At 71.4% G+C, this 437-nt stretch carries 1 protein-coding gene; it reads right to left on the bottom strand.

Going from position 1 to position 437, the window contains the following annotated elements; translation table 11 throughout:
- Positions 1–18: 18 nt before the first annotated feature.
- A partial coding sequence (locus AC30CM_RS27115; RefSeq protein ID WP_490119994.1) for a hypothetical protein occupies positions 19–437 on the bottom strand: 419 nt, incomplete at its 5' end.

Genomic DNA, 437 nt, shown 5'->3' with positions numbered 1-437 from the left:
CCGGGCGAGTGCGGAGAACTACGCCCCGGCGGGCTGCAGTGCGGACGCCTCGGCTGCGTGGACAGCCACGACGCCGGACTCCCGCTCGATCAGCTTGCGCCGCTCGAAGTACCAGGCGGCCGCCAGCGGGATGAGCGCCGCGACCCACGCGAGCGGGGCGGCGACGCAGGCGCCCAGGAAGCCGATGCGGTCGATCAGAAACAGGCCGACCGCTGCCCGGGCGACCAGTTCGGCGATGCCGGCGATGGTCGGGACAGTGGTGGCGCCGAGGCCCTGCATCGAGTTCCGCAGCAGGAACAGCACGGCCAGCACCGCGTACAGCGCGCCGTTGATGACCAGGTACCGGTGGGCCATCGCGACGACCTCGTCGTTGCCGTCGCTGAAGAACAGCCGGGCCAGGCTGGTGCCGAAGACGAGGATGAGCCCTCCGAGCACGA

The sequence above is a fragment of the Mycobacterium sp. DHQP2018-32-09 genome (assembly GCF_058148405.1).
The sequence above is the reverse complement of the archived record's forward strand: the minus strand, read 5'-3'. Positions and strand labels throughout refer to the sequence as shown.